19 protein-coding genes and 1 pseudogene are annotated in these 25085 nt (G+C 40.7%); 8 read left to right on the top strand and 12 right to left on the bottom strand.

The window, feature by feature from the left end:
• Window positions 1-13: 13 nt before the first annotated feature.
• The gene (locus GM182_RS01155) at window positions 14-1030 is read right to left on the bottom strand and encodes a glycerophosphodiester phosphodiesterase (RefSeq protein ID WP_449186770.1); all 1017 of its coding nucleotides are present in this window, start codon (window positions 1028-1030) and stop codon (window positions 14-16) included.
• A gap of 2 nt (window positions 1031-1032) precedes the next feature.
• On the opposite strand from GM182_RS01155, the gene GM182_RS01150 reads away from it, so the two are divergent.
• The gene (locus GM182_RS01150) at window positions 1033-1992 is read left to right on the top strand and encodes an SPL family radical SAM protein (RefSeq protein WP_449186769.1); all 960 of its coding nucleotides are present in this window, start codon (window positions 1033-1035) and stop codon (window positions 1990-1992) included.
• Window positions 1993-2002: 10 nt separating this feature from the next.
• Complete coding sequence (locus GM182_RS01145; RefSeq protein ID WP_449186768.1) at window positions 2003-2947, top strand: glycosyl hydrolase family 18 protein; 945 nt, start codon at window positions 2003-2005, stop codon at window positions 2945-2947.
• Between the two features lie 13 nt (window positions 2948-2960).
• On the opposite strand, the gene GM182_RS01140 is transcribed toward GM182_RS01145, so the two are convergent.
• From GM182_RS01140 to GM182_RS01105, 8 genes are read right to left on the bottom strand one after another with little or no spacing between them, the layout of a single operon-like run.
• Window positions 2961-3914, bottom strand: a complete 954-nt coding sequence (locus tag GM182_RS01140) for a PP-loop family protein (RefSeq protein ID WP_449186767.1) — start codon at window positions 3912-3914, stop codon at window positions 2961-2963.
• Window positions 3911-4102: a MoaD/ThiS family protein gene (locus GM182_RS01135; protein WP_449186766.1), complete on the bottom strand. Its 192-nt coding sequence runs from the start codon at window positions 4100-4102 to the stop codon at window positions 3911-3913. The genes GM182_RS01140 and GM182_RS01135 overlap by 4 nt, the downstream gene beginning before the upstream one ends.
• Window positions 4089-4376: a putative signal transducing protein gene (locus GM182_RS01130; RefSeq protein ID WP_449186765.1), complete on the bottom strand. Its 288-nt coding sequence runs from the start codon at window positions 4374-4376 to the stop codon at window positions 4089-4091. Before GM182_RS01130 ends, GM182_RS01135 begins: the two co-directional genes overlap by 14 nt.
• Complete coding sequence (locus GM182_RS01125; protein ID WP_449186764.1) at window positions 4357-4698, bottom strand: phenylpyruvate tautomerase MIF-related protein; 342 nt, start codon at window positions 4696-4698, stop codon at window positions 4357-4359. The genes GM182_RS01130 and GM182_RS01125 overlap by 20 nt, the downstream gene beginning before the upstream one ends.
• Before the next feature lie 21 nt (window positions 4699-4719).
• Complete coding sequence (locus GM182_RS01120; RefSeq protein ID WP_449186763.1) at window positions 4720-5595, bottom strand: GNAT family N-acetyltransferase; 876 nt, start codon at window positions 5593-5595, stop codon at window positions 4720-4722.
• Window positions 5582-6166 carry a hypothetical protein gene (locus tag GM182_RS01115; RefSeq protein WP_449186762.1) on the bottom strand — a complete coding sequence of 195 codons (585 nt, stop codon included), beginning with the start codon at window positions 6164-6166 and terminating at the stop codon, window positions 5582-5584. The genes GM182_RS01120 and GM182_RS01115 overlap by 14 nt, the downstream gene beginning before the upstream one ends.
• Window positions 6159-7133 (bottom strand): tRNA (adenosine(37)-N6)-threonylcarbamoyltransferase complex transferase subunit TsaD, encoded by a 975-nt coding sequence (gene tsaD, locus GM182_RS01110; protein WP_449186761.1) that lies wholly within the window; start codon window positions 7131-7133, stop codon window positions 6159-6161. The genes GM182_RS01115 and tsaD overlap by 8 nt, the downstream gene beginning before the upstream one ends.
• Window positions 7134-7146: 13 nt before the next feature.
• The gene (locus GM182_RS01105) at window positions 7147-8082 is read right to left on the bottom strand and encodes a hypothetical protein (RefSeq protein WP_449186760.1); all 936 of its coding nucleotides are present in this window, start codon (window positions 8080-8082) and stop codon (window positions 7147-7149) included.
• 100 nt (window positions 8083-8182) lie between these two features.
• Here GM182_RS01105 and GM182_RS01100 point away from each other — a divergent pair, with 100 nt between their 5' ends.
• Both GM182_RS01100 and GM182_RS01095 read left to right on the top strand, forming a co-directional pair.
• Complete coding sequence (locus GM182_RS01100; RefSeq protein WP_449186759.1) at window positions 8183-8926, top strand: queuosine precursor transporter; 744 nt, start codon at window positions 8183-8185, stop codon at window positions 8924-8926.
• A 121-nt stretch (window positions 8927-9047) separates the two neighbouring features.
• Entirely contained in the window at window positions 9048-11027 is a 1980-nt protein-coding gene (locus GM182_RS01095; RefSeq protein WP_449186758.1) for a hypothetical protein, read from the top strand.
• 52 nt (window positions 11028-11079) lie between these two features.
• Here GM182_RS01095 and GM182_RS01090 read toward each other — a convergent pair.
• Window positions 11080-12996, bottom strand: a pseudogene (locus tag GM182_RS01090) (ribonucleoside triphosphate reductase); the annotation flags it as partial.
• A gap of 464 nt (window positions 12997-13460) precedes the next feature.
• Between GM182_RS01090 and GM182_RS01085 the strand changes: the two are divergent.
• Window positions 13461-14606, top strand: a complete 1146-nt coding sequence (locus tag GM182_RS01085) for an MFS transporter (RefSeq protein WP_449186757.1) — start codon at window positions 13461-13463, stop codon at window positions 14604-14606.
• A gap of 79 nt (window positions 14607-14685) precedes the next feature.
• The gene (locus GM182_RS01080) at window positions 14686-18207 is read left to right on the top strand and encodes an extracellular solute-binding protein (RefSeq protein WP_449186756.1); all 3522 of its coding nucleotides are present in this window, start codon (window positions 14686-14688) and stop codon (window positions 18205-18207) included.
• Window positions 18208-18264: 57 nt separating this feature from the next.
• Here the strand turns inward: GM182_RS01080 and GM182_RS01075 are convergent, their stop codons facing one another.
• Window positions 18265-20391 (bottom strand): hypothetical protein, encoded by a 2127-nt coding sequence (locus tag GM182_RS01075; protein ID WP_449186755.1) that lies wholly within the window; start codon window positions 20389-20391, stop codon window positions 18265-18267.
• Window positions 20381-22432, bottom strand: coding sequence for an efflux RND transporter permease subunit (locus tag GM182_RS01070; RefSeq protein ID WP_449186754.1), 2052 nt, complete (start codon window positions 22430-22432; stop codon window positions 20381-20383). The genes GM182_RS01075 and GM182_RS01070 overlap by 11 nt, the downstream gene beginning before the upstream one ends.
• Window positions 22433-22590: 158 nt before the next feature.
• Between GM182_RS01070 and GM182_RS01065 the strand changes: the two genes are divergently transcribed.
• Together GM182_RS01065 and GM182_RS01060 are read left to right on the top strand one after the other, a co-directional pair.
• Complete coding sequence (locus GM182_RS01065) at window positions 22591-23790, top strand: hypothetical protein (protein ID WP_449186753.1); 1200 nt, start codon at window positions 22591-22593, stop codon at window positions 23788-23790.
• Between the two features lie 43 nt (window positions 23791-23833).
• Complete coding sequence (locus GM182_RS01060; RefSeq protein WP_449186752.1) at window positions 23834-25081, top strand: hypothetical protein; 1248 nt, start codon at window positions 23834-23836, stop codon at window positions 25079-25081.
• The last annotated feature ends 4 nt before the right edge of the window (window positions 25082-25085 follow it).

Below are 25085 nucleotides of genomic sequence, written 5' to 3'. Positions count from 1 at the left end.
CCCTTTTATACCCTTATACTTTTTTCCTTCTCTTCTTTCTCTCTTCTGCACGCTTTAGAATTTCATTCACATCAAGTTTTATAAGCCCCAGCGATGTTGTATCAAGGTATATAGCAGGATTGGGCCCCACGATTTCAAGAGACACCTTCATACGATCACCATAACGAAGTTTTGTGGGCAGTTTAGGTTTTGTCTTCACAACTACATCCTGACCGCAGGCAGAACGGATAAGGAATGGTATAAGTCGATTATGCATATAAAAAGATACTGTATCCTTACCATCCTTTTCCTTTCTCTTAACGCTGGAAAGGTCAATAATAAGGTGAATAGCCCTCATGATAGCCTTAGACATATCGGGAATATTACCTGCCCTAACATCTGCTGCCACATCGGGAATATCTGTGATAATGGCAAAAACCCCCATCTTCACAAAACGGGCAATAGCACGGGGATCATCAACAGGCCATGGAATAATGCGATCGGCATACTTTTCATACTCTTCATCAACATATGTGTAAAATGGCATAAGGAAATCAACCTCTTTCAGCATAGACTCCAAATCAGCCGGTCTGGAATCGTATAGGTATCCCATCAAATACTCTGGATGCTCTTTTTTTGCCTCTTTAATATAGTTATTCCAAAAGGAAGATATAATAACCTCGGGTAGTCTATCACCCATCTTCTTTAGCACATCAAATACTGGGGCAAATGCCATTTTAGACTTGACCTCTATATCAACCCCCATCCCCTCCTCATAGAGAAAATCAAGGACTTCTGCCAGCGATGGAATCTTCTCTTCTCCATCAACAGTGTAGCGCCTCAGTTGCTTAAAGGTCATATCTACAACCTTACCAGTGCCCGTTGTTGTTCTATCGATTGTCTCATCGTGCATGAGCACTGGCACACCATCTTTGGTAATTTCTATATCTATCTCTACCCATTCAGCACCCAATTCTTTAGCCTGTTTAAAAGCCTTCAGTGTGTTTTCATAGCCGTAAAGCATACTGCCCCTATGTCCTATGATCTTCACACATGCCACCTCCGCCAATGTATGTATACAACTTTTCTATATCAACAAAATACCAAAAGTATGGTTATTTATCCACCCTTTTATTGGCATATAATTTTGTATGCTATAATAAAATCATGAATATGAAATGCACCGATATCACGGTTAAATCGGTTCTTAACGTATTTACAGACACTGGATATAGCCTAAATCCATACAGAGGCTGTAGTCATGGATGCGCATATTGTTATGCATCGGGTACATTTTGGCGATCCCATATGCCAGAATACTTTAGTACAACATCTGACCATTTCGGCAATATACTTGTAAAAACAAATATCGCCACGATTCTACGGAAAGAACTCATGTCAAAAAGGCCACATAGCATACATATAGGTACCATAACAGACCCTTACCAGCCATGTGAGGGCATTAGGAAAATTACCAGATCTGTACTTGAAAGTCTCTTATATCTGCCACCCCGTGAGATACATATACTGACAAAGGGAACACTCATTATTAGAGACATAGACATACTCCGTGAATTATCGACCATGTCATCTGTTAGAGTAACATTTACCATTACCACACTAGATAAAAAGCATTACATAAACATAGAACCACATGCCCCCAACCCGTGGCTAAGACTTAAGGCCATGAAGATGCTATCTGAAGCTGGCATTACCGTGGGTGTATCTATAGCCCCTATTATGCCCGGTATCAATGACAACATCAAGACATTGAGACACATATGGAACACTGCCAGATACCATGGTGCTTCATATTTCTTTATAGATGCCCTGAAACTGGAGCATTCTGTGAAAAAGCACTTTCTCAAAACCATACATGCTTACATGCCCGGCATGCTAAAGACATACAGGACGCTCTACAAACAATCAACAAAACCCGTATCATTCAGTATATATGTTAACCATCTGAGACAGAAGTTAGAATATTTGGAGAGATATCGCACAACCAGATAAAATATTATTTATGAAGATAAAACGGTGGGTCTCTGCACTATTAATTGGAGCAATTGTAGGAATAGGTATTTATCTCTACTCTGGCAAAACATTACATCTCCACAACAGTAATCCAAACCAATATTCCGCTATAACGAAGAGCTCCAACGCATTAGAAATCCTGGGTTTTATTCCCTATTGGGCAGTACCTAAAAATGCTCCGCCTATTGACTACATAGCACTCTTTGCTCTGGAACCAACCGACGATGGATGGCACAATCAATTCCAAACAATGCCCCGTATTCCAGAAGGCACCAAGGTGCTATGGACACTGAAAATTCATGGTGGTGACCATACAACGTGGATGGACACTCCAGAGGGCATAGCAGATATGATAGAAAAGTTAGCTGTTTATATGAACCAAGCCGATGGAATTGTTATCAACCTCGAAGATTGGACGAAATATCTGAGACTCGATGATATTGCCATAGCATTTCATAGGCGATACCCCGGCAAGCTTATCATGATCACACTGCCATCATGGGGCCTTCCAACTACAGCCAATATTTATCATCTCGCCGATAGATTCATACTCATGGCATATGATTATGACTTCAAAAGCGGGGTGCTAGCCCCAATATCTAAGGTAGAAAGTAGTATTAGGTTTTATGAATCACTTTCTGACAAACTTCTTTTGGGTATTCCGCTATACGGATATCTAAAAACAGACAAGGGAACCCAAGCTGTACAGATAAAAAATATCGAAGATGCCACCGTCAGCTATTCAAAAGAAGGAGAAGCCAAAACCAGAGGAGAAACAGGCACCATAACATGGAATGACATAAAAACCATATCTGAGAAAATAGCACTTGCCCGTAAATATCACCTTAGAGGTATAGCCCTATGGGCTGTGGGCTACACATCAGATGAGTTTATAGAAAAAATTATTAAAGAGGCTTATACTGCCACTAAATAAAAAGGGACAGGAATCATTCCTGCCCCTTTATCTTCTTTACCTCGTCAGGTCGCCAGAACCTACAGAAGGAACATATACCATCTTCAGCCGCTGTGGGCATACCGCATATCTTACACGGTTTCATGGGAGACTCTTCTTCGTCTTTCTTCTCACACTGGTCTGGAGATTCTATCTGAAATCTCCAAATATTTTCTGTATACCCCTGATAAAATCGCCTCTTGGTTCCCGGAGACATATTCTCTATAGCGTTAAGATGCTCCTTGTATACAAGAAATCGTGCACCTTCAGAGTGGGGACATTCGTATCTAACATAGTCTATGCCTCTGACAATGGCATAGGCGGCAATTTCCCTCTCTGTAAGAAACACAAGGGGCTTTACCTTCTTAGGAAAACCATGCTCTGCTGGAAGTACAGGATAACCTTTAGCCAAGTACGAAACATCCCATCTCATAAGATTGGCAAATAAAGCTGCTGCTTGGTCATCAAGGTTATGACCTGTGGCAATCACATCGGCCTCTAAGTCTCTGGCTGCAACATTCATGAGATAACGCTTTGTCATACCACACAGGGAACATGGTGTCCGTCTACTCTTCCGAGCCGCCTCGTCTATACCCATACCAAACATCTCGGGTAGGGAGTATACAAGACATTTGACACCTTTCTTTTCACAGAAGGCCTGTGCCTTTTCCTTCGATGTCTTAGAGTAGTCCATGTGCTTAATGCCAAGGTCAATATAAAATGCAGAGACCTTATAACCAAGCTCTGTAAGAATATCAAGAAGTGCTAAAGAGTCTTTACCACCAGAAACGGCAACGGCTATATGGTCTTCTTTTTCAAACATCTTATAGTGCTTTATAGCTTTAGCCGTCTGCTTCTGCACAAACTCTACAAAATGTTCAGGGCATAGGGCTATATTGTGTGCCCTGAGTTTGATAACGGCAGGCTTACCACATATGCGACACTTCATCCGCCCGACACCACCGATACAACCTCTACCTCATCACCATCTTGAAGTCTATAGTCCTCAGTCTGAAGCATACCATTAACGACAAAGAGTACTGTCTCTGGGTTTAGTCCCAAATCCACTGCCAGTGTGCGGATAGTTCCCTTTGCCGGCATCTGTCTTTCTTCTCCGTTTATCTTAACTGTTATCACCTTCATCACCCTCCACCAATCTTATGGCATCATCGTAATCTCCTGCTTTTACAAATAGCAGTTTTTCCCCCATTGGTCCGACAGTCAGTCCCAGTGCATCACCCATCGCTTCTCCTTCAATAAAATGCTCTATACCGTTTGCCTCAAGCAGTCCTGCTACAATATGAATTTCAGGCACACTATATGCCCCCAGTAGCACCCAGCCTTGCTTTGTTGGATGTTCTTTGCCTTTGTCGTATTCTATAAACATGGCATTATCCAAACAATGAGCCATTCCAGGCCCACTTATCTCTATCCGTTTCACAGAATGTCATGTAGACCTGACCAGATGGAATATCGACCTCTTCCTCAAACAAAGATGCAACCATCTCCGCAATCTTCTCCCTTGTCTCCTTGGAGATCTCACCAAGATAGCGAAAGTCCACAAAAGCTGCAGGCTCACCATCAAGTTTAACATCAGCAAGGATAGTAGATGTCATAAACCACTTAGAAGATTTACCTGTCAGCTCTGCAAGAAGCCCCACAAGTTTATCTCTGAGTTCATTGGCCTGATGACTCGTCACCTTATCATCGATAACAATTCCTACAAATGGCATAATACATCCCCCTCCTTTGTATTAGATAAAGCTCAACTGGCCGTCTTTAAAGAAGACTATTTTGCCAGTAGGCTTTCCTTCTCTTCTCATTTTCACAAGATCTAAAATAACATCAAAGTGGTTCTGGAGAAGTTTCATCGCAGCATCAATATCTGTTAAATCTTTAGTAACAACAGGCTGCCACTTCCCCTGGTCTTTCATCTTCACAAACGATGTACTTACTTGTGGAGCAAGCATAACATCGCAATCCTTCAGGATCTCCTGCACACGCTGTCTCTTTCTCGGATCACCATGGGTTTTCTCCTCTGGAGCATCGTTAACTCTCTTTTCAACAAAGGTGTAACCATCTTTTGTGAGATCATAGATGTAAAAATAAGGTGCCTCACCAAGATGGTCATTCACCATTTCCTTACCATCTTCACTACCCAAGGCAACTCTTATAGTGTCCATTTCATCATCCCTCCTCAGTTCCTTTAACATAAGGTATGCATCTCTTCCCTCTCCATAGAAATCAGAAAGCACCTTAAGTATTCTAAAACCATACTCTTTATATATATCTACAGCTTCTTTATTAGAAGTAGCAACTTCTAAGAATACCATAAATTTTCCAGAATCTTTAGCCACCTCGAGAAGCTTATCCATAAATCTATGTCCTATACCTCTACCTCGGAACAGCCTCCTTACAAATATCTTCATGAGGTGAGTTTCCGCTACCCCAACATATACTGTCATAAAACCGGCTATCTCGCCATCATACTCGGCAATAAATGTCTTGTAAAACTGTGAAGACAAGATATTCTTCCACTCATCTTCACCCCATACAGCACCGCCAAGATGCCTATCAAGCTCCATGAGTACAGGCAAATCTGCAAGAGTAGCCTCTCTAATCTTTACCATAGACCCTATACTCCTCCGTCAATGGTTTAAGATACCTCACCTTTACATCCTCTGGGGCAACAGAAGTATACAAGTTATGTTTCATCATCGCATCTACATGAAGCATAGACGGCTTTATCATATCTACACTACCAGAAACATATTTTGTATATGAAAGCACAGGTACATCGGGATTTATTTCATCTATTTTATAAACTCCCTCTTCTACTTTATTACTATTCCTAAAAATAGCAGAGTACACCTCACCTCTACGGGCCGGTATGACAATCTGCAAATCTTTTCCATAAAATGGGGCATATAGAAAGTCGAATGTATCAAACACATGCACTCTTTCAAGATTCAATCCGGCTACAAGACCTAGTGCATACGCCACCCCAACACGGGTTCCGGTAAACGCACCGGGCCCAATTCCAACCCACACCTCATCGTATTTCAGAGGATAAGCAGACAGTATCCGCGATAAAAACTTAGAACCTTTACCACCTGATACAGAAATCTCATATATTGTTTTATCCTCCCAGATGGCAACAAGAGAAGGAGAAACTGATGTAAATATCAAGATTCTATTCATGCCACAACACTCCCACAGGGTCAACCTCTGCATCCACGGATAATGTATAACCTTTCTCATATAGGTGCATACCTGTATATGCAATCATAACGCCGTTATCTGTGCACCACTCCCGTGGCACAAAGTAGACATCCTTAAATTGCTCTGATAGCTTTTTCCTGAGAAATTTACTGGCAGCCACTCCTCCACCGACCACTAGTGGCATATATCCCCTATCATTTTCTATATCTTTTAACCTCACGACAATCTGCTTCACCGCAGCCTCCATCAGGCCACGGGCCACTGCCTCAGGAGACACTCCATCTTTTTCGTATGCAAGGCGTGCTGCCGTTTTCATACCACTAAATGAAAAGTCATATGTCTTATCTTTGAAACGGGGTATAGTAAATCGGGGATACTGCCCTTGATACTCCAGTGCCATCTTATCTATGTGTGGTCCTGCAGGATAATCTATTCCCATTACCCTACCAACTTTGTCAAGAACCTCTCCCATGGCATCATCGCGTGTATCGGCAACAAGAGATACCCGATCAACATCATGATATTCCACAACAACCGTATGACCTCCTGACACTATTAGAGCTCTATATGGAAAGGCCAGTTCTGGATAGGCAAGTCTTGCCACATATCCATGGGCTATGACATGGTCTACCCCTACAGCGGGTACACCAAGAGCGGTACCAAGAGCTCTTCCAAACGATGCCCCCATCAACAAAGCCGGTTGGAGACCGGGGGACATCGTAATGGCAACAACATCAGGTTTAATCCCGTCGGTTTCTCCCACAATGTCTCTGTACATTGTGTAGAGCACCTCAAGGTGCCTACGAGACGATGCCTCTGGAAGAACACCACCAAATATCTTGTGAAGGTCTATTTGAGATGATACCCTGTGAGCCAGAATCTCTTCATCTTTGATTAAAGCCATGGCTGTTTCATCGCATGAAGTTTCTATACCTAAGACAACCATATGTTCACCTCTTTCATACGGCTATATCTATCTTGTGTTTTTGCAGTGCATCCTTTATGGTATCAGAACTAACTCCCAATCTCTCATACTCCTTTATAAAAGCTTTTACAACCTCCTTGACAGAGTTATCCCATATCCCTTCACTCTTCAAACGGGCAACCTCTGCTATAAAGTCACCAAAACCACCGCTGAGGTCCGCTATGTACAATCTATGTGTGGCTATATCAGAACTAGATACAACAGATAGTCCCCTTTCACCAAGAATTCTTACCGCCTCTGTCCTCTTCTTTATAAGGTCCGACAGAATAGCCCCCTCATGTTGAAGAGCATCCATAAGCTCATCGGGAGTAGCATTGCTTTTACGGAAATATAAGAGACCAGGAGTTGATGCCAGAGGAATCTCTTCCTCAGTTTTTTCTGTTTCTACAATCTCTTCTGGTATATAAGCATCTGTCTCCTTAACAGTCATGACCTGTCTCTTCTCAGAAGGCACTATGGTGTACAGTACGCCCCTTCTTCCCATGATAAATACCGGTCTTCTATACACAGCCCCTTTTTTCTTCAGGCTTTCCAATATACTATCTTCATCACTCGCGGACTCACCATATGGTAGAGGATATACAAACGATAACAACACATAGTTTTCCTCTTCATGCTTCTTCAGAACACCCTGTATGCTGCGGGCAGCAATATGCCCCTTACCGCTTTTCACAGGTACCGTCTTGGTATCTACAAGATAAGTTTTACCTTCTATGGACACGGTGGCTACACCATCTTTCAGGCTAATATCATCTATAGATACCCCAAATCTATAAACAAGTGTATCCACCATAGACGAAAGTAAAACATCTTCGCACTTTTCCATATGATCTATAAATAATGCAAGGGATGGCTTTTCCTCTAACCTCATGGCCACGCCTTCCAATAAACTAACCAATATCTGGCTCACGAGTATCACCTCCTACACATCCTGTATCTTTATTTTACTGGAAAGATTCCTTTTAGTTTGGTAAAATATGCCCCGAATAATACAGAGGGAGGTGTAAAGGGTGGACACAGCTACAGCAATGGCAACGGCTGGCCTGGGACTTTCCAATGAAATTTGGTGGCTTATTCTCCTTTTTGTTGGACTGTCACTTCAAATTCTCTTCTTCTACATATGGGAAAAAGAGGGACTATTTCTCAATGTTATTATTGGCACTATAATTGCCAACTTACAGGTCGTCAAAACCATTATCTTGTTTGGATTTACAGCAACACTAGGAAATGTAGTCTATGGTTCTATCTTCCTATCAACAGACCTGCTTGAGGAACTATACGGAAAGAAAGAGGCTCGTAAGGCCGTATGGTTTGGCTTCGCTTCACTTATCACTATGACCATTCTCATGCAAATTGCGTTGCAGTTCAAGCCATCTCCTGATGACTTTGCCCAGCCTCACCTTGAAGCCATATTTTCAATCATGCCTCGTATAGCACTAGGTAGTTTAACAGCATACCTCGTAGCTCAGCATCACGATGTATGGGCATTTGGTTTCTGGCGCAGAATAACAGGTGGAAAACATCTTTGGCTAAGAAACAACCTATCAACAATGGTTTCCCAGCTTATAGATACTACTATTTTCTGTACTATTGCCTTCTTGGGCGAGTTTCCCATGAATATTTGGTGGCAGATATTTTGGACAACTTATATCTTCAAATTCGTTGTAGCAGTCTTTGATACCCCATTTGTCTACTTGGGAACATATATAGCACGCAAAGTGCACGGCATACCGCCCAGACCAGTAGAAAAGTAAAAGATAGAAAGCGGAGGAAATTCCTCCGCTTTTTTTATAGACCTCTTGTATGCACGACTTTTTTCATATAATAGGCTTGTGTGCATAAACACATGAATATATTTAGGGGGAGGGGAGCATCATGAAGAAAAATATCATTATAGGTTTCTTGGCACTGGCCGTTGCCATTATAGGTATATGGTTTATTGTGCCCCATAAAGCATCAGATAATACCAATATCAGCCCCATCATTATTTCAGATAGAAACTTCCTTATTGTCAGCATAGAAAACCCAGACAAAACTCATTACATTACTATTGTGCCACCTGTAAGAGATAACATATCAGATGTTGCAGTAATAAAAGACGGTAACATAGCCCATGTTGTGTATGGGGTTAGTCACATCAGCCATACATATATTTACGATACTCAAATAGATATATCTGACGCCACAGTAGCCCAAACATCAACACTATTGGAAGCTGAAGGTGGTGTTTTCAGGGGAACAGTAACATTTCATCCAGTAGAAAAAGGTATATGGAGTACAGTAGATACAGGCAACGAGTATTTTGTTATTTTTATTGACAAACATGGCAACATAGCATTTGATAGTAGAAAGACATGGCCCAGCAAACATGTCATCAATCTCACTTGTGTCGGTAGTGGCATCTCTGTTAACGAAAACAATGCATGGATAGCATTAGGAGATAACAACACGGCCGATACGCTCGCGTATATATCCCCAGATGGCAATGGTATGGCAAAGGTCAGCATTACATTCACAGATATGAAAAAAGTCCCAGAAGGTATTCTCATATATAAAACAGACAAGCAGATAGCGTACATAAACACACAAGGACAGACATTGTGGACATCAAAGGATATTGGAGAAAACACCTATATACCCGGTAGTACTGTAGCAGATACATGTAAAGTATCTTCTAACTTCATTGGTATTAATGACAAGATATTTGCCATATACGTAGACGGCAAAGGCAACCCTCATGGCATTATTGTTAATAGCTCTGGTAAAGAGATTTGGCATAATAAACTTATTGACATCAATCCATCGGTAAAGCCGCAGGAAACACATGTTATCCTAACCAGCAGTCAATCAGAAGTCAGTTGGAAGCTCTTTGTAGGTTCTACAGGTAGTGAAATAGCATTGGGAACAATAGCCATTGGCAATAACATAGATCCTAAATCCTCACAGCTTGTAGCCGCTGCATATACAGATAAAAGAAACAACATGTATGCTTACTTACCGGAAAGAGCAATAATAAAGCTGGGGAAAGGATACATCAACTATGATCTATACAGTCCATCTGCCCACTTATTAGGAATATTCTATGAGGACACAAACTTTGAAAAGACATATTTGATGACTATCAATACCACCACAGAAGAAAGGACAGCAACGGTCCTCCTCAATAGAGGAGACGGCGTATACGACATATCAACTTCTCATATTATCAAAGGTCCATTTTTCGCATCTATAGGAGATGAAGATATCATACTATTCTCTCAAACATTCAATCCCATATGGAAGGCATCTGATGTCTATAGCTATCAACTTGCCAATGAAAGAAGTGATGGGCTGAAATCTATCATCAATAATAACCATGCCATCGTTATATGGAAAGCCCCCGATGGCTACATACTAGCCAATGTCAATAAGACAGGTAAGATAGATAAAACAGTAAAACTCTCCAATATAGAAATGCTTACAGACACAGGCAAATATTTTATATCTGCCTACAACACAGGTAGTTTACATTACCGGATAATAGACAGAAACACTTTACAGGATATATGGACAGAAACACAGCTTTCAAACCTATCCAAGGTTCTAATATACAGCGGTGGTGGTACACCATATACTGTTGTGAAAAACACATTGATATTTGCATATGCCGGCAAAGATAACAAGGCCCATATCGCAGCAGTAGACGGTGGAAGAGTACTATGGGATAAGGTTGTATACAACAACACAGATGTACAGGCTATTGTCTATACAGATGATGGCGATACAACACTGAACTATACCATATACACACCATACGGCGACATATTAAAGACGGGAAAACTACTTATACTGCCTGATGGTAGATTAAGAGAATAAAAATAGGGCCCCATACGGGGCCCTTTATACAAAGGTGAGCGGGTTGGGAGCATTACCGGTTCTTAAGCTGTCTTGCCTCCTTAGATGAAGGCACTTTCACACTAAATTCTAGCCTCTGTTTAAACTCTTCCTGCTTTCCATCATTCCAAGACTTGATAGGCCTAAGATATCCCACGACACGGGAATATACCTCTGTTTCCTTACCACATATGGGACATCTTTCATGCTCTCCCGGTATATAACCATGGTCGGGACATATGGAATATGTAGGTGTAATGGTTATATATGGCAAGGTATAATTTTCTGCTATCACCCTAACAAGCTCTTTCACAACACCGGGGTCGGTAATATTCTCTCCAAGAAAACCGTGAAACACCGTACCCCCTGTGTACAGGCTCTGAAGCTCATCTTGATGATCAAGAGCCTCAAACATATCCTCTGTGTAATCTACTGGTAGGAATGTAGAGTTGGTGTAGTAAGGTTCAGATTCTCCGCTGGTGATAATATCAGGATATTCTTTCTTATCTATGCGGGCAAGTCTATATGAGGCTCCCTCTGCCGGTGATGCCTCAAGATTATAGATATTTCCTGTTTCCTTCTGATATTCTACAAGACGCTCACGCATCCACTTCATAACCTTTACGGCAAACTCCCTGCCATTGGGATGCTCTATACCATACTTGCCACCTGTCATATTGAGAATAGCCTCGTGCATACCGATAATGCCTATGGTGTTAAAGTGGTTAGCCCAATACTGACCGTACAGATCATATACGCTTCTGAGGTAGAACTTAGCATATGGATACATACCTATCTGTGTAAACTCTTCTATCACTTTTCTTTTTATCTCAAGAGACTCCTTAGCTATATCCATACGCTTTGCAAGTATTTCAAAGAATTTTTCCACATTACCATTTGCCTCATATCCTATTCTTGGCAAATTAATAGTCACAACACCAATAGAGCCTGTCAAAGGATTGGCACCAAACAGACCTCCTCCCCTTCTCTTCAGCTCTTCCAGTTCTTTTTCACTTTTCTTACCAGTCTCTACGGCAAACATAAGTGCCTGCTCTGCCCTCTTTCTAATTTCCTCATTATCAAGACGAAGACGGCAGCACATACTCCTGACATCATCAGGGTCCATATCAGAATTGATATACAGGGCAAAGTATGGAATACCGTATTTGCCGGTCATGAGCCAAATAGGTTCATAATCGGGGTTATCCCAGTCAAAGTCTCTGGTAATAGAATATGTAGGAATAGGGAATGTAAACGGTCTACCTGAGGCATCACCCTCCATCATCACTTCTGCAAATGCCTTGTTGAACATATCCATCTCACGCTGAAACTGTCCATATGTCTCAGGCATCTCCTCTCCACCGATAATGATATGCTTGTCCCTCAGTGATGGTGGAGGAGTTAAGTCCATAGAATAATTGACAAATGGTGTTTGAAAACCTACCCTTGTAGGTATGTTTAGGTTATATATATGCTCCTGAAGCGCCTGTTTCACCTCTTTATAGGTTAAACCGTCATGGGCAATAAACGGTGCAAGAAATGTGTCTACATTGGAAAACGCTACAGCACCAGCTACTTCCCCCTGAAGAGTATATAAAAAGTTCACCATCTGCCCCAAAGCGGTAGAAAAATGCTTTGGTGGTCTACTTTGAGTTTTAGATGGTACACCGGTAAAACCTACCCTCAGGAGATCTTCGAGGTCCCATCCGGCACAATAAGCAGAGAGCATACCAAGGTCGTGAATATGCATAAGTCCCCTTTTATGTGCATCTCCAATATAGGGAGGATATATTACCTCAAGCCAATAGCGGGCAACTAGCGATGAAGCGAGGTGATGATTAAGTCCCTGAAGAGAGTAAGAGGTATTGGCATTCTCTCTAACTCTCCAGTCCTTTTGATACACATAGTCGTCAATAAGCCTTCTAAAATCCACCAAGTGTTTTTTCATTTCTATCCCCCCTTGCTTTTACTTACATCATGAGTATAGCCTCAAATAAAACCAAAAAATCACAAAATAAAAAGTAACCATGTATTTTTCACGATATTCAAACTCCATCACAGCTGACACTGTATTTTTGTATTTATTTGACAGGTGTTTTTCCATGTATCTACAACTTCAAGAAAAAAGAGTTTTTTCTCGAATAACAGACCACATATTGGCAATTATCAGATATCAAATATTTACAAATAATCGATTTATACTTTCCCAAAACCTCCAACAATCGTTAAAATCCTAATTATATATATTTATCTAATCTCAATATCTTATGTAATAAATAAGCAACTCACACAACACTAAAGAACCTAAGCATTTAAATAGGGAAGCGAAGAAATGCATATTAAGTATTTATAAAGAACGGAGGTATCAAAAATTACACATAGGATATAAACTACATTAAGGAGGGAGGGGTAACAGTGGAGGCAAAGAAGTTCTACAGCATAAAGCTATGGATATCTATAGCATCATTTATGTTTACACTTGGTATGGGGCTTTACATGAATATATTGCCCCTATATATAAAAAGCATTGGAGCTGATGCCACTGTTGTAGGAACAGTATTCAGTCTCAATAGTATTACTAGGGCATTTGTTACACTACTTGCAGGCTACCTTACCCATAAAATGCCAAGAAAGAAACTTTTCCTTATTGGCTGGCTATTTGCCATTGCCGCTGGCCTCGCTTATGCATTCATTCCTACGACAATAGGTGTGGCAACAGCCGCCATTTTGATGGGACTATCCAACCTTTCGCCTACTGCCCGATCTTCTATGCTCCTATCACTTGCCCCTAACCTAAGAGAATTCAACAATGCTATGTACACCATTAGTGCCTCATTCAGTATCGGCTTTATCTTAGGTCCACCTATTGGAGGATACATGGTAGAGTATCTAGGTTGGAAATCAGTATTCCTAACTTTCTCTGGGCTTATACTCCTCGGTGCCATCATGCTTCAGATAACATTACCGGAAGTTGATCCACTACCCGATGATGTTAAAGAAAATCCCTTTGTATCTATGTGGAGAGTATTTATAAAGTATCGATACCTACTTACCATTATCTTTTTAGCCGGGCTATTTTCCTCACTTCTTCGGGCTAATGCACCATTATGGTTTAAAGATGGCATAGGCATGAAGGAACGTACCATAGGTACACTTAGTAGTTTAACCCCCGTGGCTTCCCTTTTACTCTCCATGGCAGTTACAAGGTTACATGCTCCTCCACCCTATGTATTCAAAACAGCTATAGCAGGTTTTTCCCTCTCAAGTATTATTCTGTTTATTACATCCCCTATCTCAGCAGCTCTATATTACATACTGAGAGGTGGAGGATTCATATTACTAACTATCAGTCAAACGGTAATGAGTGCCCGTATTAAACCAGAAGACATGGGAAAAGCATTGGGAAGCACTGGTGCACTGCTATCTATCGGAAGTAGCATAGGACTTTCACTTGGCGGTATGTTATACGACTATAATCCTTATATGCTATTTTTAGTATCTGCCATTGTTAACGGTTTACTCCTGCTCGCCCCTCTACCACGCCCTGAAGAGTATAAATAGGCAATGTAACAAGTAAAATATTAGTATGAGTAAGCAAAAGACAGGTCGATATATAAACCTAATTATAGTGTTTATTATATTGCTGTCTGTTGCTTTTGCCACTCCCACATATGGAGCGACTCCCCCCACCAAAACAGATGATATTATCATCACATTTTGGCAAAGTCTCGCATATCCCTATGTTTCAGGTCCCATCAATGATATTATCAAAGACTTTGAAAAGGAAAATCCCCATATCCATATTAATCTCATTAATACAGGTGGTTATGATTCAACATACATCAAGACAATGAACCTCAGAAAGATACCCAAAGATAGATGGCCTGATGTTGTACTTATATACGATATAGGACTCGGCGGTATGATAATGAACAATGACATCATCCCAGCATCCAAATTCATGACTATCAATAAAAGTAATTTCGTACCATCTGCCATTGATTATTACACTGTTTGGGGTATCACATACGGACTACCGTTTAACACATCCATTCCTGTTCTATACATCAATGAAACCCTCGCTAAGGAGTACGGCATCGATAAAGTTCCTAAAACACTGAAAGAGATCAGCAATATATGCACATCAAATCAGGTAACAAATAGAGCAGTGCTGACATTTCCACTACACTCATGGATTATAGAGCAACTTATCGCCGTAGAGGGAATTCCCCTTCTCAATCACGATAACGGTCGCACCAAACCGGGCACCAAACTCAGTAAAGAAGCATTTACAGCCCTCACCGAGACATTTTCATACTTATCTTCACTAAAAGCCAAACAATGCTTACTCCTAACAAGCCCTAAATCATGGGAAGAGGCCAATCAAAACTTCTTTGATGGCAAAGCTATTATGCTTATCACATCTTCTTCAGATAAAAAATATATAGAAGAGCAAATGCAAGCTAGAGGTTATCAAGTATCTGTTCACCCTATGATAGGCATAAACTACAATAGCAATACATCCATTATTGGTGGAGCTGCACTCTATATAGTCAAAAAATCCTATTCTCAAGAAAAGATCAATGCTATAAGAGAATTTCTAAAATATCTCACATCGTACAAAGCTCAAAAAGCTATAGCAACATACACAGGATATCTACCAGCTAACAGCGAAGCATGGAAAGATATATACAAAGACGCCGACAAGGATACCAAGACCATACTTGAAGTATTTGCAGGCAGCGGTAGAACTATCGCAAGTAAGGGAGCCGTTTCACCGGCAATGTACAAAGTGAGATTCACTATAGAGAACGGGCTACATGACCTTGACAATAAACCGCTCCACACAATTGTAAACACCATCAACAACAAAATTGCATATCATATTGCCAATACTGAGGCTATTTTCTATAAACCTCATATCATACTCATAGCATCTGTATCACTTTTACTGCTGCTGCTTGCATATAGTAGTTATCTCATACTTATAGACGCCTATCAGGAATACTGCACAACTGTTATATGGGCATCTATACCGGTAGCAATATCTATACTCTTGGTCACTCAAAGATATCCCCTCGTTTACTCCTTAGGCCTTATCATCTTATCTGTCATCATCGGATACACATCATACCTACTCTTAAAACTCAACAAAATGGTTATATGGAGCATTGTCCCTTTAACAATAGAAAGCATTGTTGTAGGGTATTACCTTTATCTGGCAAACGACTTTACCGGTTTGTACATACCATCACGCATATACACATATATGTTCACACTGCTTGCCATACCGTTAATATTATCTCTATCTATAAGCAAACATAACTTCGCATTCTTGTTTGCCACATTCACAATGTCTCTTATGCCACTATCGTTCTACACTACTTATACAACAAAGCTTACACCGGCATATATTATAGTCACCATATCTTCTTTGTTGGTACTAATGGGAATGATTATTTCAGAAAAGAGAAGAAACTCTGACGAAACATTGTTTAAGATAACCTCTTTGCGAATAGGCATCGGGACAGCTATGCTTATTATTGTGGTAATTTCTGTCATCCCCGGCTTTTTATACTGGAAAAACATATACGATATCTCATCTGCCATCGACGATAATACATTTCATACAGTACTGAAAGAAAGCAATATAGACAAACAGATGGGATCTATAGTATCCATGATACTAGGAAACCAGCAACTGAAAAAAATATCGTATAACCCACAAACAGGGCTGATCATCATCAAAGGTACAAAGAATACTGCCACAGTTCCAGCACAGAAACTGGCACCTTTCTTGCAAACCAATCTACAATTTTATGATTTCTCTCTATATGATGTTAAAGGGAACCTCATTATAGGCCAATCTATTCCAGATGAAAATGTCAGTACAATCGTTAGACCTCTAAACAGTGTTCTATCACAGCTAACAGTTGTGGGTATTGTATACGACCAACATATTGCCTCATTTATTACCTCTAACTTCATTCGTACAACACTCTTCGGGTATTATCCACTTATATTAATTTTTATTACTGTACTTCTCATTTTCTACCTGTCATCCAGACGTATCAATGTACTTCTATGGGAAGAGATTGAAGCTAAAACATCTGAAATACTTGCCATGGAAAATAGCCTTAAAGAGGCTTATTCATACCTACAGAAAGAACATGAGTTGCTCATGCTTCTTATAAAAAGTATTGTTGAAGGTCACACCACAGGCAACCCTATAAGATTCCTTATGGATATCGGAGAAATGCTACAAGGTAGCTCTGAAGAAATACAAGGATATTTCATATACGATAAATCAGGCTCTCTTATTCAGAGCGAAGTGGCTGTCAATGTCAAAGAAGTACTAAGAAAAGTACCTGAAGATAAACGCTCCTCGATAGTAGAAACACCAGAAGGAACCTTCATCGTTACCAAACTTTCTACAGGACAAGTATTCGGTATATCACTCAGCAAAAAAACACAGTACGCAGAAACGATTACCGATGTCATGGATGCTTTTGCCTCACTACTTGAAACCTTCATGCATATGGAAATGCTCCGTGAAAAAACAGAAAAAATGCACACCCATATACTGATGGCCCTTGTTGGAGCATTGGACCTAAAGGATCCATATACTAAAGGACACTCTTTGCATGTGGCTAAAGCAGCACAAATGCTTGGAAAGAAATTAGAACTCGATGAAAACACACTGTCTAAACTGTATATGGCATCTATTCTTCACGATATAGGGAAAATATCTATTCCCGACAATATACTAACCAAACCCGGCCGACTGACCAAAGAAGAATATGAAATTATAAAAACTCATCCTGTCATGGGCTACAAGCTTCTCAAACCTATTGAGGGTATGGAAGAAATCGCCGAAATTATCCTTTACCATCATGAACGATGCGATGGTAAAGGATATCCCAATGGGCTAACATGTGACGAAATCCCTATGCTTTCTAAAATCATAGCGGTAGCAGATGCTTTTGACGCAATGGTAAACCGAAGGGTATATAGAAAAGCACTAACACTTGAAGAGGCTAAAGAAGAGATAGAGCGAAACCTCGGCACCCAGTTTGACAAATATATAGGTAGTATGTTTTTAGAAATAGCCGATGAAGTATATAAGGTCATAACAGAGGATAAAGAAGAAGACAGCAATTAAAGAAGGGCCGGCATGAGCCGGCCCTTGGGTGTGGAGTATGGGAGTATTCGTTGGCTATCACTTAGGAACTATGACAAACACTACATGAGATGGAACATTTTCCATTCGCCCCATAAACGATGTATATTTCTTTGCCACCTCTTTATACTTATCTATCTCTTCCTGACTCTTCTTTATATCGTTAACCTTCTCCTGTAACTTCGATGCCATTTCCCGTAGATACTCACTTGTCTTGGCAATCGATGGTACATCTTTACCCTGCAATGTACCACCATATGCAAGTACCTTTAAGACATCTTTCATCTGCTCCATACCCTTCTGCAGTTGCAGCGTACCCTTATAAGCCTTATCAAGCCCTACCTGTATCTGAGCAAGTCCATCTCTAAGTTTCTTCATATTTTCTACCATTTGCTGGGCCTCTACAGATTTCTCCTGCAGTGCCTGTCTCAGCATATGTACACCATCAGCCATTTGATTAAGTCCGCTTGCAAGTTTCTTCAAAGACGGTAAAGACACACCGGGTTTAATCTCTCCCCCATCACGTAGCGCGACGATAACCTTATACTCTTGCTGAAGTCCCTGATTTAGCTGGGAGGCACCTCCGTGCAGAGCAGCAACACCTTGAGACAATGAAGCTGTTCCCATATATACCTGACCCAGACCGGCGGACAACTGCACTATACTGGTATCAAGTTTATCCATACCGTCAGAAATCTGCTTAATACCACCCACCATGGAGGTAAATGATGTCTGCCATGTCTTCATACCCTGCACCAGCTGAATATGTCCTTTCAGTGTATCTGATGCTACCCTCTGATATGCCATAAGTACTTGTGCCATCTGGGGATCAGATGGTGCAACTTTCTGCGCAAGCTGGGAAAGAGAAGGTACTCCCTGAGTGCCGGTAGCCATAAACTTCAGACCCTCTGTTTCCTTCTCAAGACCTCCCACAATGGGAACTAACCCTTCAGCCAGCTTATCGACACCACCGGATACCTGACTAAGGCTACCCTTTAGCTGATGTGAACCCTCTACCAGCTGTTGAGATGCCTGATAAAGTTGTCCCAGTCCATCGTGGGTCTTTTCAACACCGGTCTGAAGCTGAGACAACCCTCCTTCAAGCTGAGAAGCTCCAGCCATGAGCTTCTGGTGACCATCAGCAAGACCAGACAGCACCTGATAATAGCCATCAAGGGCTTTAGCCATTAGACGAAGATTATCTTCCATTTGCTGCAATTTCGATGTATCCATACTTTCAGGCTGAGATAGAGAGGCGTCTAGTTTTGCCACAATCTGGGCAAGCCCCTCGTCCATTTGTTTGAGTCCGGATGCAAGCTCTCCAACCTTTTCCGGATCTATGCCACTGTAAAGCTCCTTAACTATCTTCTCATGTGCATCTGGCAGTTTTGCCAATTTATCTATGTTATCTACAAGCTCCTGTAATGGTCCAGCCATATCAGGAAGAGATACTTCCATAAAGTGAGGCATCACAACAATCTTTATATCGGGATATTGAAAATCTGTAGCATGCCACTGGACATATGTAGATTTTTCCTCATCTAGGGCCATAACTATACCACTAACTTGATAGTAAGAACCAACAACCATCGGAGGCATGCTATCTGTCTCTACATTGCTGGCATGAGATGTATCTATTTGGACATTAACCATACCAAGAAAAGGCACATATGTATCATCTATCTTATAGTTGCTCTTCATTGACACAACAAGCTTTACTGTTCCTGTCTTACCAATAATGGTATTGGGATCTACCTCTTTGCCATCAAAGTACCACTTCAACGAATAGTCAAATGGTAATACACCGGTGGTATAGGGTACATCGGCACGATAATAAATGGTACCTGTGGCACTATCAGCTGTGAGTAGAATTTTCCCATCGTTATACGACACATTAATATCATCTGTATATGGCTTGACCCTATCAATGGGTACATTTACAGGTATAGATAGCTGAAGTCCTCCATTCCCCTTTGTTTTCAACATATCGACGACGATGACTTTATCGGCCTCACCTCTTTTGTTGCCTATAACATATACCGTCTGCCACCTTTCATGGATACTTGTAGTAGATACCGTATTACTTTGGGCCCATACAAGACCCGCAATGCTACCTATAAACAGAGAAACAACAACCGCAAAGGCTATATACACCTTACGCCTCATGATATACCCCTCCCTTCTTAACCTTGGTAATAAATTTCAGTAGTGGTATGGCAAACAGGCCAACCATAATCATGGAGACAATAGCACCCTGAGACAGGGCATATGCCGTCTCCTTGGTAATAGGCACATCAGACATAATGGCAAGAGGCAAGTTCATAAGAAACATGGTACCTGCAGATGTAAAGATAGAGTGGAAGCCATAATGTAATGTGTTGGCACCGGCCTCCTCATGATCTCCAGTCTCTCTCAGGTAGTGCAGATACCTTGAAGTAATATAAGCAGCATAGTCAATAGTCGCACCAAGCTGTACTGCACCGAGAATAATAGGAGTTGAAAATGCCACCTTTCCACCAAACAGGGCTATATTCAACCATATAGCAGATTCTATGAGAATAACAAGCGCTGCACCAATAAGTAAACTTCTAAATCCAAACACTACAGTAAGGAATATCAGTCCCATAGCTATAAGGCTAATCTTCTTATAGTCCGACAGTGCCTTTTCCATAAGCACCACATTAAGCACCTGCTCACCCGTTAGGTAGCCCCCATACTGCTTGGCCTTATCCATTACGGCATACACCGGTGCAGAGTTTTTCAAGAGGTCTTCTTGAAATTCTACATACGCTACCGTATACTTTTTACCGTCAAACTGCTTCTTTAGCTTATCTGGAACCAGTTCTTTAGGTGTCCCCTCAGGCAACGCCGTTAGGTAGTGATCTACCTTCTTTACACCGGGTATCTCCTCAAATTCTTTAAATACCTCTCTCGTTGCCTTATCTTTAGGTAGTAGCAGAATACCCTTAGAGGAAATACCAAACACATCATCTGCTAGCCTCTGAGCCTGCACAGATGGTAAATCATTGGGCATGAATGTGGCAACATCAAAATTCATCTTTGTTTCATGGTAGAAGTAAAAAGCACTACCGGCAATAATGACAAACACAAGAACCAGCACGGTAGCACTCTTAACAAGCCAGCGTCCCAATCCCATAGGAGGATCTATTTCAATAGCCGGATGTCTTAGGAAGAGAATAAGTCTATCAAGAATAGCCAGTGTTGCAGGTAGAAATGTCAGGGTCAAAATGAAAGAAATCATAACACCACTCATAAGGAACCAACCCATATCTTTAAACATAGTGAGGGTTCCAAATGTCAGCGCAAAGAAACCAAAGAATGTCGTAAGCATGCTAACAAGAATAGATTGAAATGAATTTTTAATAGCTGTAATAACAGAGTGCTCTATGTCTTTACCCTTTTTCAATCTCTGTTCCCTATAAACACCGTATAGGAACAAACTATAGTCAAGGGTTACTGCTATTTGCAATACAACAATAATTGTTACCGTTAAATAGTAAACTTGATCTTTAATGAGAGACAACAGAGAGACATTTATAAGCACCCCAAGAAGCATCGACAGTATTATGACAAATGGTATAAGCATAGACGGGAAAGTTACGAGTAGAAATACCAGAACAAACAACACTCCCCATAGGACATACTTAATAATATCTCCCTGATATCGCTCCTGCATCTCTATGGCCATAACATAGGTAGAACTGAACCCCGTCCCGGGGGGCATAGACTTCTTGATCTTATCTATAATCTTAGACATCTTTACAGTATCACCATATGGCACACTGGCAGAGAGCGTAATTTGGGTTTGAAGGTAACTATCTTTCCAAAACATATCTTTTTCGTCTCCAGACCACACCTCTGTTGGCTGATATACATCATAAAAGTCACCTATCCAGTTGACATCTTTAACATCAGGCAATGCCTTCGTACGCTCAATATAGCCTTTGACATCTACAGGATCAGAAACACTAGGAGTAATTGCCGTAAGAATATCTGCCATATCTTTATCTTGCTTGAGAATATTCATGGCCTTTACAGCCGGTTCGTCTTTAGGAATAGTTTTCATAATATCGTAGCTAAGCTTAAGATGGGTAGAGACAATATAGCCAGATATTGCAGCCAAAACTAAAACTGTGATTACTATCCAGTACCTTCGCTTATACACCCAATCGGCAAATGCATCCATTCTTTACACCTCCTTACCGACCAGTTGGTATTTATACCTAATACATATCATACTACCAACCAGTTGGTTTGTCAAGGGATCATCGTATGAAGTATGAAGTATGGAAATGGTTCATAGTTTATAATATTCTGATAATGAAAATTAAGGGGGAATAAGCAATGGACAATAAAAACAAACCGATACTATTCTTAATTACATCGTCCCTGAAATATCTCTTAGGATTATCAATGATTATTATGGCAAGTGTCCTCTTTAAAACAATGAGTTATCTCATAAGTATTAAAGGAGATATCGAATTTATCTGGGAAAACTGCCTATGGTGTCATAAAGTGTTATTTTACAGTAGCACAGCGCTGGCTATCATGGGAGTTTTATTAATACTTCTATATCTCATAGATAAGACAAGTGATTATATCCCTGCTGGTATCATATGGGCCACTGCGGGTCTACAAATGGGAGGACATATACATCTATCAAGGGGTAAGTTAGCCTTTGTATTTATAGTGTTATTTGTATGGTGGGTAGTAGAACGCCAAAGACAAGTAGGCAGGCAACTGGGTACACTACAGATATTTATGCCTGTTGCCCTTTTCGGCCCTGCGCTAACAGATAACAAACTTGTATGGCTATTTTCTATATTCTTCGCCATCTTCTTAGAAGGTGTATTCCTCATGATTCAGGGCACATCAGAAATAGCATGGTTAGTTACAGGCAATGATAAAACGTCACCATCAGAACAAGATGTATTGAATGTGCTCCCAACCATGAAGAGGATCGTTGGTCTACAAATATATATGCTATGGGGATACCTCTTTATCACACTGGCAGAACCCTTCCTACCACAATTATCCCATATATGGAATAGCCTACGCATCATGCTGTTTATCATATACGGTATTACATGGATAGCAATGGGTATAGTACTAAGACACATTCATCGCAGCAGCGGACATATGCTTATCATTGCCACTCTCATAACAACAACTTTCCTTGTAGTAGCAGGTATTTACCACGAGTCATATATCGGCCTCATAGGAGCCATAACAACATTTGGTCTTGTATCGTACATCTCGGCTATTGTAGAAAACATATTCCGCAGTTATATTGGCGTAATGGAATTTGACAAATATTTCGATACCACCATGAGTTTTATACTTCTATATATTGTCATCGGTGGCATTCTCCCATGGCAACTGATCTTTTCCTATCTCTTTACCTTTGAACACATGTTCTTTGTCGCCATTCCCCTACTTGTAAAGATGTTAGTGATAGCCATACTGGTTCAAAGTGCTTCTAAATTCATCGAAAACATCCAATACCGATTCAAACACGAGGGGAAAATAGATTACAATATGTGAGAAAAATTCATGGAAAGCCAAACCATAGAAAGGGGCGAAAGTTATGTATGATGTTGATGAAAAGACTATCAGCAAAAGAGGCAAAACTCTCTTCACAATACTAGCTATAACAAGATATCTAATAGGTCTGGTAATGGCCTACTGGGCCAGCAAGATATTTTCAACATTAGGCTATTATTACAGACAAGGCATGGGAGACAACTTATCCGGTATTGATTGTCTACAATGTCCCCATCTATTAAAACAAAGCAGCATTGCACTTATAGTGTTTGGCATTATCCTTATTGCCCTATGGTTCTTAGAAAAGAGTCAAGACTATCTACCTGCCGGCCTTATATGGATCTTATCTGGTGTATATTATCTCTATCCCTCTATGCATAGCTATAAAAAAATCGTATTGGGCATATATCTCATACTATTTATATGGTGGATAGTGGCAAGAAATAAAGATGTCGGTCGCCTACTGGGCCACATCCAGATATTTATGCCCCTTTCATTGGCAGGAGTGCTTTTCACAGACGATATCACCGTTTGGCTATTTACCATTTTTCTCGCCATAGCATTTGAGGGAGTCTATCTTGCCGTTCAAGGAGCCTCAGAGCTGGCATATGCAATGCTTATAGGTATAGAGGAACAGATGACAGAAGAAGGCGCTATATGGTTTTTAGGTCGTCTACTTAATATCCTGAATATCCAAAAGCTTATATTGTGGAGCTTTATTGCTGTGATTCTTATAGACGGTGTGGCATCATTTACACACCATCCCATACTAATACAGATAAAGTTTTATGGATACATTGTCCTTAGCATTCTATACCTGCTAACTTGGGTATGGATGGGTATAGACCTACTAAAAGTTCATAAAGCACTGGGAATATCCACCATCCTCTCTATTGCCATACTTATCATATCCCTTGTCGTAAAGCATATCACAGGCAATACATTCCTTGCCATTATTGGCATCCTAACAGGTATTAGCATCCTAGCCCAAGTCGGTCCTATATACGAATATTTTGTCAGAAGATATACCAGTGTCATCATGTTCAATGTTTATGTAGATCACAGCAGTATTGTAATGCTGTTTGTACTTCTGATAATATCCGTATACGATCCAAAGGCTACCAGTATCATGGTATCTGTCAGTCCATTTTTCCTTATAACAACAGGCTTAATAATCAAGCTTTTCACTGTGGCATTTTTACTTGATACAACTGCTCGTGTTATAACAAATATAGAATATGCCTTTAGGCCACCAGAAGAAGGAGGCTATAAAAAGGTAGGTGTAGAATAGAGGT

The sequence above is a fragment of the Zhurongbacter thermophilus genome, assembly GCF_026184435.1.
Taxonomy (GTDB): domain Bacteria; phylum Coprothermobacterota; class Coprothermobacteria; order Coprothermobacterales; family JAADFF01; genus JAADFF01.
This window is presented reverse-complemented; position numbering and strand designations above follow the sequence as displayed.